Consider the following 6,588-nt stretch of genomic DNA (forward strand, 5'->3'; position numbering starts at 1 on the left):
CGTCATAGAAAGGATATGAATGGAATCAAAGCTTATGCAATTGTTTTCGCTTTCTGTTTCATGATTCTGTTAACTTTTTCAGAGCCAAAAAGCATGAGCACAACATACGCCGTCACAAAATAAGGCATAACAGCCATGCTGGCGCCGGAAGCAATCCAGCCAAGCATCGGCGGCAGAAGTGTAGCTCCGGTATAGGCGACCGCCATCTGATACCCCATCAGCCTTTCGGTTTGCATCTTGCCAAAGCGCGCAGGCGTCTCTTGCAGCATACATGGATAGATCGGCGCAAGGCCAAGACCGATTAGCATAAAACCAATTAACGAGCCGGGGGCGGGCAGCGGCAGGAGCAGAAGAAGAGCGCCAGCCAGTGATACGAGCAGCCCAGTCCGAATAAGAACAGCATTGCTGAACCGAAGTGTCACAAACCCTGTAATGAACCGACCAATCGTAATGCCGCCATAATAAATAGAAACCCATTGCGCGGCAGTCGCAGCGGACAATCCATCCACTTTGACCAAAAAGCTGCTCCCCCATAAGCCTACAGTCGCTTCCGCGCCGCAATAGAAGAGGAAGGTCATCAAAGTAAGCTTTACGCCCTTCATGGACAATAGTTTGCCTCCCTGCCCTTGCTCCGGGAGCGGCTTTTCTTCAAGCTTGGCTTCGAGCCTTGGCTCTGTCAATGCCTCGCTATGACGTTTCTCCATTCGCTTCCATAATGGCAATGTTGCGAACAGAATGACAACTAGCGCAAACTGGATGAGCGCAACGGCCAAATAACCGCTCCGCCAAGAGCCTTGACCACTCATGAATCCGGACATAATGACAGGCCCCAAAGTGGCGCCCACTCCCCAAAAGCAGTGCAGCCAGCTCATATGATGAGCTTTATAATGAATAGCCACATATTGATTCAGCCCTGCATCAACTGTGCCTGCGCCAAGTCCAAGCGGCAGCGCCAATACCATAAGCCAGATGAAAGACGGTGCATAATAGAAACCCAAAAGCGACGCCGCTGTCATGATACAGCTTATAAGGGTCACTTTTCCCGTCCCTAACAGACGTAAAACAGTACCGCTCGCCAAACTCGACACAATGGTGCCTGCGGCAATAATGATCGACAATGTTCCTGCCGCGCTGAACGGCGCTTGAAGTTCAGGCCGCATCACCGGCCAAGCGGCTCCCAGCAAAGAATCAGGCAAACCTAAGCTGATAAAAGACAAATAGATGATCAACAAAAATAATGTAGCCACTTCTCGCTGCTCCTTTTTTATGACTGTTTTGTGTGCATGAATGCTTTCAAGATGGGACTGTCGTTCATCAAATGCCCCTCTTAACTCTACCTGATGAAATCCAGCAAGAGAAGCTTTACAGTAGCAATCAGTTTAAAAAAGATTATGATGAGTAGGCGAGCCGTATTCGCCGGTTCTGAAAATCGAGCCGTCTATGTCTTATCAATATGGACTTCCTATGAAAACATCGGTCAGATGCCAAAAAAACAAGAGACTCCTAATCGGATTGCTCTTATCCGATCAGGAGTCTCACTCTTCTTATTTCTATCCTCTAATCCCAAATCAGACTAATTACCGTTCCACGCCCAACTTCAGTGTCAATGGAGATGCGGCCTCCCATCGCAAGGACGAGCTCTTTTGTAACGGCCATGCCCAGACCGCTGCCCTCCATCGCGCTCTCCGTACTTGTCCCTCGGTAATAACGTTCAAACAGCCTCTCCATCGTCGCTTGATCCATTCCCCTGCCATCATCTCTGAAATCGATGCGCCAGCCTTTGCTTTCAAGGAGAATCAACTCCACCTCGATTTTCGTTTCGGGAGGATTATGCATAAGCCCGTTGGCGAGAATGTTTTGCAAGATACGGTCGAACCAAGGCGGATAGACAGCAGCGAGCACTGGGCTGGACGGCACCTTGCAGCGAATATCTCTTCCCTCAAAGGCGGGATGCGCCGCCGCACGATCTACAGATTCGGCTAATAAGGCGCAGATGTCCTCCTGAGAGAGTGTGGCCGGTATTTGTCCGCTCCTAAGTCTATACGTTAAGGCAAGGTCATTGATTAGAGTGTCCATATATTTTGTTTTCTCTATCATTTTAGACGCATAGCTTCGAACCTCTTCGCTTGTCCAGCTATAATGCTCCGCCTCCAGCATATGAGCATAGCCTTGAATAGAGGCGATAGGCGTCTTCATATCATGCGTTACGCCGGCAATCCATTCCTCCCGGTTCCGCTGCGTTTGCTCCATCGTTTTTCTTCCTTCTTGCAGCGTGACAGACAGGTTTTGGACCGACTCCATAATGTCTCCAAAAACGAGGTATTTCCGTTTCCACTGGCCTTCCTTGCTTTTGATGTCATTGCTTTTGCCGCTCTCACTGGCATAATTCGTATACTTTCCTTCTCCGAGCTTTTGAATCATGTTCAAAATAAGTAGGATCGGCGTTCCGAATCGTGACGCATACCAGAGGGCCATCAAAATAAACACAATCAACGACGATAGCAAAAATGCGATTATCGCAATAACCATGACCTGTATTTCCGAATGGATAAACGACTTACTAGCTGGCTCAGTCCCATTCCGAACAGGCGGATATTGGACAACCCAGGTCAATCCCGAGCTTTCGTCATATTTTGTTTCCATACTAAACCCATCGTAACCTTCTACTTGAATAGCTCTCATGGATAGCTCTTGAAGAGTATACGATGCTAACGCCCCATCGGGCTTGCCCCAAGACGCGACTTCCATCGCCTCCTTATTCAGCACTTGCACCCAGCCACTCGACTCCTTTAATTTCTCCTTCGCATGCTGAGACAAAATAAGAGTATCACCTTCCATTTCGCTCCCCTCCATGACGAGCTGCAGCAACTGTTCGGTTGTTACTTTTGTCCCGTACAGCAAGGTGAACAGGTGTCCATCCTTTGCTTGCATCCAGAGCCCTAGCTTGTAAGGGTACGGCTCGCCCCCAATCCAAAAATCAATCAATTGGCCGGGTATATACCGGGTTGGCAAACCTTCTGGAGCATTGAAGGACTGGAGAACCTTCCCCTCCGAGTCCAGACTTTGCAGCCATCCTCCATCCTCCTCAAGCCGCTTAAGCAAGGTTGGATCTACAATCAAGCCTTGTTCGTTCACTTTTGAATCCGACAAAATACGGGATAACCCAAGCGGAGCAAAATTGCGCTGAATTTCTATATCGGTCAGCTTCCCGAGCGCCCAAATGGCAATGGCAATAGCGATCATTGTGAGCAATACCCCCGCCGCCGCCAATTGAAGAGCAAATCTAGTGGCAAGCCTTCTACGTATCACGCGATCGCTCTCCCTTCGGCACGGTCAGCTTATAGCCCATTCCTCTCACATTCACTAAATACTCCGGCTTAGAAGGATCTCTCTCAATTCTTTCTCTCACACGATGAATATGAACCATAACGGTATTATCCTCGTTGTACAGTTCTTCTCCCCATACTCGCTCAAACAGCTCACTTTTGCTAAAAATCCGGTTAGGGTTCATACAAAAAAACAGCAGCAGTTGAAACACAAGCGCCGGACAATGGGAAATATGACCCTCAACGGTTAAAGTCCCTTGCGATGCATCCACTTGAAACCGTCCAAAGTCATAGATTTCGGCTTGCTGGCGAGCTTGCGGCTTTACTTGCAAATATCTGCGCAGTTGGGCCTGTATTCTCGCAACAACCTCAAGCGGATTAAACGGCTTCGTAATATAGTCGTCGCCACCGACGGCAAAGCCCGACAGCTTATCGAAATCCGACATTTTTGCGGTCAGGAAGAGAATCGGCGCATCGGTCGTCTGCCGAATGAACGGGCAAATTTCGAGGCCGCTTCTGCCCGGCATCATCACGTCGAGCAGAACGAGATCATATCTTTTTTTGCCGCAGGCCACGAGCGCCGCTTCTCCGTCATAAACAGTATAGACTTCAGTAAAGCCTTCCTTGCGCAGCACTGTTTCCATAATTTCAACTATGGCACGTTCATCGTCTACTATTAGTATTTTGGCATCTTTCATCCTCATCACTCCAATATGACTCTGTTATCACTTCAGCTAGTTGGCGAATTTATTGTAGCACGACAATCTAACCGAATAGACAATGGAATCTTACCGGAACCTTACTTTTTGGGCGAATTTCAACAAAATAATTTATTTAGCGGTAACTCCGCCTTATAGAAAGCGTAAGATTCACTCCTTATACTGGAATTAAGTAAAGAAACAACGAGAGGATGGAGCAAATGAACAAAGTAAAAGAAAAGAAAAAAATGGATTGGAAAAAAATACTTAGTCTTGTGATTTTTATGACAGTCATTATAACGGGTTGCAGTAATGACAGTACAACGAATAAAGGAGGAAATGCGGTGACAAACGGGCAAAAGGAAGAATCTGGAACGGAGAACAAATCCAAAGTGGAAGCTAAAAATATAGCCGCCGCTTTGCTCGACAAGCAATACGAACAGCTCTACACACAATTTGGGGAGGGCCTGAGGGGAGCAATTACACTAGAGGATTTTAAAGCGATGGGGGATGATTTTGTATCGGACATAGATAGCTTCAACGTTACAACAACCGGTTCTCTAAATGGGTATGAATCGTTTGTGTGGGCTGACTCCTCCGGTAAAAAAGGATTGACAGCAACGGTAGACAAAAAGGGGATTATTGAAGTTATTCAACTTTTAAATCACACCCTACATCCCGAAACTGATAATGCCTATTCCAAAACAATCATAGAGTTCCCTTTTAAAGATGAATGGTTTGTATTTTGGGGCGGGCATAACACTCTGCTCAACTACCACTATGAATATAAACATATTCGTTACGCCTACGATTTGGTGAAAGTCAAAGATGGCTATTCCTATGAAGGCGATCCTACTAAAAATGAGAGCTACTTCGCGTTTGGTCAGGATATGCTGGCGCCAGCGTCTGGGGTAGTCGTTGAAGCCGTAGACGGAATTCCGGACAATGAGCCTGTTGGCAAAATGAACGCAGAACAGCCTATGGGCAATATGGTGCTCATTAAACACGACAACGGGGAATACAGCATGATGGCCCATTTGAAAAACGGTTCCGTCAAAGTAAAAAAGGGCGATACCGTTAAGGTTGGCGAGCTTATCGGGGAATGCGGCAACTCCGGAAATTCGAGCGAAGCCCATCTTCATTTTCAAATGATGCCGGCAGAGGATAATGGAAAGATACTGACGACGATTCCAGTTAGCTTTAAAGACGGATCGAAGCCGATTCGCGGTGAGATGATCGGAAATGCAAAGCCTTAATCCGATTCGGTGTTATGAGAATACTGTCGGGTAATCCGTTTTGAAAATAAGGACTGACCGGGTCCGCCATCCGGTCGGTCTTAGGTCGTTTTTAGGTCGTTCTTAAGTCGTTCTTAAGTCGTTCTTAAGTCGTTTTTAGGCTGCTTTCTTAAAATTAGTTGTTTTTAGACGTTTAGGGTTTCTATATTAAATTTTATTTACCACAACTTTGGAAGAATTTACTCATCTAATTAGAACAGCGTATATTTATTAATGAAAGATGCTTTCCGATTATAACCAAAGTATCCTCTATAAAAATAACGATATAAAAGGAGAGCTTGCATATGAAAAAAATAATAACGACATTAGGAGTATTAATACTATTAGTTACACTTGCAGCATGCAGCAGTAAGAATAGTAGCTATACAGACCCCGATGGAAAAGAATATAAATATAAATTAGAATTAACGGGTACAATGCCTAACGCTTCAAAAGAATCAAAATATATTATTTTAACAAACGACAACACATTAACCTTTGATAAAGTAGCTAAGAGTATTACTAGTAGCAATAGTAAAGACAGCGATGGAATAGATTATTATCTATTAAATGAGTAATCTATCATTCAAATTCAAGAGCATCAAGGGGCTGCACCAAAAGTCATTTTTTAATTTTTCTACCCCTTATACTTAAAAAAGCCTTCAAACCCGCTGTCGCGGTGGGTTTGAAGGCTTTTTGGCAATAAATGTGGGACTGTCTCACCCGTCTCTGCCCTTTTGGAGCATCCTTTCAGACATTTAGTTGAGCCAAAAACCACCGGAGTACTCGCGGAGCCCCCTCTTGGACATTTAGTTGTGCCAAAACCCACTAGAGCTCTCGCGGACACCTCTTTCGGACATTTAGTTGTGCTAAAAACCACTGGAACTCTCGCGGGCACCCCTTTCGGACATTTAGTTGTGCCAAAAATCACTAGAGCGCTCACAGAGCTCCCATTTGAAAATTTAGTTGCGCCAAAAACCACTAGCGCGCTCACAGAGCTCCCATTCGAACATTTAGTTGTGCCAGAAACCACTAGTGCGCTCACAGAGCTCCCATTCGAACATTTAGTTGTGCCAGAAACCACTAGTGCGCTCACAGAGCTCCCATTCGAACATTTAGTTGTGCTAAAAACCACTAGCGCGCTCACAAAGCTCCCATTCGAACATTTAGTTGTGCCAAAAACCACTAGCGCGCTCACAGAGCTCCCATTCGAACATTTAGTTGTGCCAAAAACCACTAGTGCGCTCACAGAGCTCCCATTCGGACATTTAGTTGTGCCAAAAACCACAG

Annotated in this window: 5 protein-coding genes; 2 read left to right on the forward strand and 3 right to left on the reverse strand. The window is 45.9% G+C overall.

Going from position 1 to position 6,588, the window contains the following annotated elements:
- Positions 1–32 precede the first annotated feature (32 nt).
- The 3 genes from ACFQZE_RS23365 to ACFQZE_RS23375 form a co-directional block, all read right to left on the reverse strand.
- Positions 33–1,247 carry an MFS transporter gene (locus ACFQZE_RS23365; protein ID WP_379361666.1) on the reverse strand — a complete coding sequence of 405 codons (1,215 nt, stop codon included), beginning with the start codon at positions 1,245–1,247 and terminating at the stop codon, positions 33–35.
- Positions 1,248–1,557: 310 nt separating this feature from the next.
- Positions 1,558–3,309: a sensor histidine kinase gene (locus tag ACFQZE_RS23370; RefSeq protein WP_379361668.1), complete on the reverse strand. Its 1,752-nt coding sequence runs from the start codon at positions 3,307–3,309 to the stop codon at positions 1,558–1,560.
- Positions 3,299–4,024 (reverse strand): response regulator transcription factor, encoded by a 726-nt coding sequence (locus ACFQZE_RS23375; protein WP_379361670.1) that lies wholly within the window; start codon positions 4,022–4,024, stop codon positions 3,299–3,301. The genes ACFQZE_RS23370 and ACFQZE_RS23375 overlap by 11 nt, the downstream gene beginning before the upstream one ends.
- A gap of 221 nt (positions 4,025–4,245) precedes the next feature.
- Here ACFQZE_RS23375 and ACFQZE_RS23380 point away from each other — a divergent pair, with 221 nt between their 5' ends.
- Both ACFQZE_RS23380 and ACFQZE_RS23385 read left to right on the forward strand, forming a co-directional pair.
- Entirely contained in the window at positions 4,246–5,280 is a 1,035-nt protein-coding gene (locus ACFQZE_RS23380) for a M23 family metallopeptidase (RefSeq protein ID WP_379361672.1), read from the forward strand.
- Positions 5,281–5,603: 323 nt separating this feature from the next.
- The gene (locus ACFQZE_RS23385; RefSeq protein ID WP_379361674.1) at positions 5,604–5,876 is read left to right on the forward strand and encodes an LptM family lipoprotein; all 273 of its coding nucleotides are present in this window, start codon (positions 5,604–5,606) and stop codon (positions 5,874–5,876) included.
- Positions 5,877–6,588: the final 712 nt, after the last annotated feature.

Origin of the sequence: Paenibacillus sp. GCM10027627 (assembly GCF_042675505.1) — a bacterium.
In the GTDB taxonomy this organism is placed as follows: Bacteria; Bacillota; Bacilli; order Paenibacillales; family Paenibacillaceae; genus Pristimantibacillus.

Excerpts from the sequence above, each read along its gene's own strand:
- ACFQZE_RS23380 (WP_379361672.1), top strand. The coding sequence starts at position 4,246 with ATGAACAAAGTAAAAGAAAAGAAAAAAATGGATTGGAAAAAAATACTT.
- ACFQZE_RS23385 (WP_379361674.1), top strand. The coding sequence starts at position 5,604 with ATGAAAAAAATAATAACGACATTAGGAGTATTAATACTATTAGTTACA.
- ACFQZE_RS23375 (WP_379361670.1), bottom strand. The coding sequence starts at position 4,024 with ATGAAAGATGCCAAAATACTAATAGTAGACGATGAACGTGCCATAGTT.